Consider the following 1875-nt stretch of genomic DNA (forward strand, 5'->3'; position numbering starts at 1 on the left):
CTTCCTATCCAGTCTACAGCACTAACCGAATCACCCTCTTTGACCAGAGGTTTGAAATGCCAGATTTTCTGCTCATCCAGAGGGAAAGTGTATTGACCGCGTTTGAGGAAGACCCCTTCCATCTTATCGAGATCATTCTGAAGACCATCATAGTTTTTGGAAAGCATCCCCGGCCCCAGAGTCACTTCCAGCATCCTTCCGGTGAACTCTGCTTCACAACCAACGTAGAGCCCACGAGTACTTTCAAAAACCTGAACGTATGCATTTTTTCCCACGATCTTAATCACTTCAGCCATCAGCCTGGTTCCTTTAAGATCGATATAACAGATTTCATTTTGAGCAACCGGCCCGTCCACTTCAATAGTGACCAGGTTGGCTACTATACCAACCACTTTCCCTTTGGTACTCATGCGTTTTCCTCCACTATATTAGAATCGGTTTCACTTCATTTTTAATAATTAAAAGTCTGTCGGAACAGAATAAGTAGCATGAAGCTCTTCCACAAGCCTTTCAAGAACCACTTTACCAGTCTGAGCATCCAGTTTTTTCCATCGTTCAACCATCATCAGCTTTATCGAAAAAGCGATGATCGTTTCTATACTGAAATAGGAGAAGGCAGTCAACTCATTGAGCATATCCCAGCGTAACAGATCGATCCCCTTTTCATACTCCAGTAGAGTCGAGCGGGAAAGATTTATCACCCGTTCTGCCCAGGGAAGTTGAGAAGAGAGGCCAAAATCAGGAGCATTTGAGCGCAGGATCATCTCCGCCTCATCATTTATCCCTATCAAAACCGAGGCAATAGCCCTTTCCCTTTCCGAGGCCAATGCATCGAAATGCTGCAATCCCCTGCGGCTGTTGATACCGGCAATCAGGTTTCTCAGATTTAGTTCAAAGGTAAACCATTCCCTGATAAACTGATTGGGATGAGCGATCATTTGTTCATAGAAAAAACAGTTAAGCTGGTCTTCGGCTATCAGCGGTGAAGAAGGCAGGCGGTTTTCCTTATAAGCTTCCAGAAACGTCAACATGTATTCTGGAAGACCATCTCCATTCTTAATGGCAGAAGCGATTTCTTCTCTGGTGAAATTTCCTCTGGGATCAAACTCCTTTTTCGAGTTCTGAAGAACTGTTATTAAATTGCTGTTATCCAGTGGTAAGCGGATACAGCGAAGCAATTCCAGATCACCCGAAGAGATTTGCTCTTCCAGCTCCTCCATAAATTCTAAAAATGAAGGGACATTTTTCCCTTCATCAAGAATCAAATCAGGTAAACCAGCAACCAGAAAGTAATAGTTATTCCCCATAGTCTATTCCCCGAACAGATATTGACGTGTTCTGGGTCGCAGGTATTCCTTGAAAAATTCCTGAAAATCTTCATCGGTGAGACTGATCCGATAAGCACCATCTACCGGCCCGATTCTGAAACCGGCTTTTATGTTTTTGGAAAAATTGATCTTTACACCTTTTTTAAGAAGATCAGAAGCACCTTTCTCGAATGCAGCGGCAAACTCCTGCTGTTTTTGGGCAGGAAGCAAAACTTCAAGAGCTGGCGTGGTTCCATCATTGGGTTTCCAGTTCTTAAGCACCGACTGAATCAGCTCTTTTACGGTTGCAGGATCGGATAATGCTCCCGAAGTACCCCCCTCGATAACCTTGGCTGTAATCATTTCCAGAAGCTGCTGCTTTACGGCAGAAACGGCCTGGGCACCGGAAAGTTTTAATTCAGCTTCAGTGTTTCGCTTCAATTCTGCAGCCTGATTCTGAGCCTCCAAAAGGATCTTTTCTGCCTGTGATTTGGCATCTGCCAAAATCCCGGCTGCCTTGGTCTCTGCCTCAGTAACCAGTTGACTAGCACGCTGTTCACCCTTTAAA

General features: G+C 44.6%; 3 protein-coding genes. All 3 read right to left on the bottom strand.

All coding sequences use genetic code 11. The annotated features are described in order from the left end of the window. Positions 1-410, bottom strand: a 410-nt coding sequence (locus GX089_15330) for a V-type ATP synthase subunit A (protein NLP03866.1), incomplete at its 3' end; no start/stop codon positions are given. A gap of 48 nt (positions 411-458) precedes the next feature. Further along, complete coding sequence (locus GX089_15335; protein NLP03867.1) at positions 459-1307, bottom strand: DUF2764 family protein; 849 nt, start codon at positions 1305-1307, stop codon at positions 459-461. A gap of 3 nt (positions 1308-1310) precedes the next feature. Continuing rightward, positions 1311-1875: V-type ATP synthase subunit E (locus GX089_15340; protein NLP03868.1), on the bottom strand; the 565-nt coding region annotated here is incomplete at its 5' end.

The sequence above is a fragment of the Fibrobacter sp. genome, from assembly GCA_012523595.1.
Classification (GTDB): Bacteria; Fibrobacterota; Chitinivibrionia; order Chitinivibrionales; family Chitinispirillaceae; genus JAAYIG01.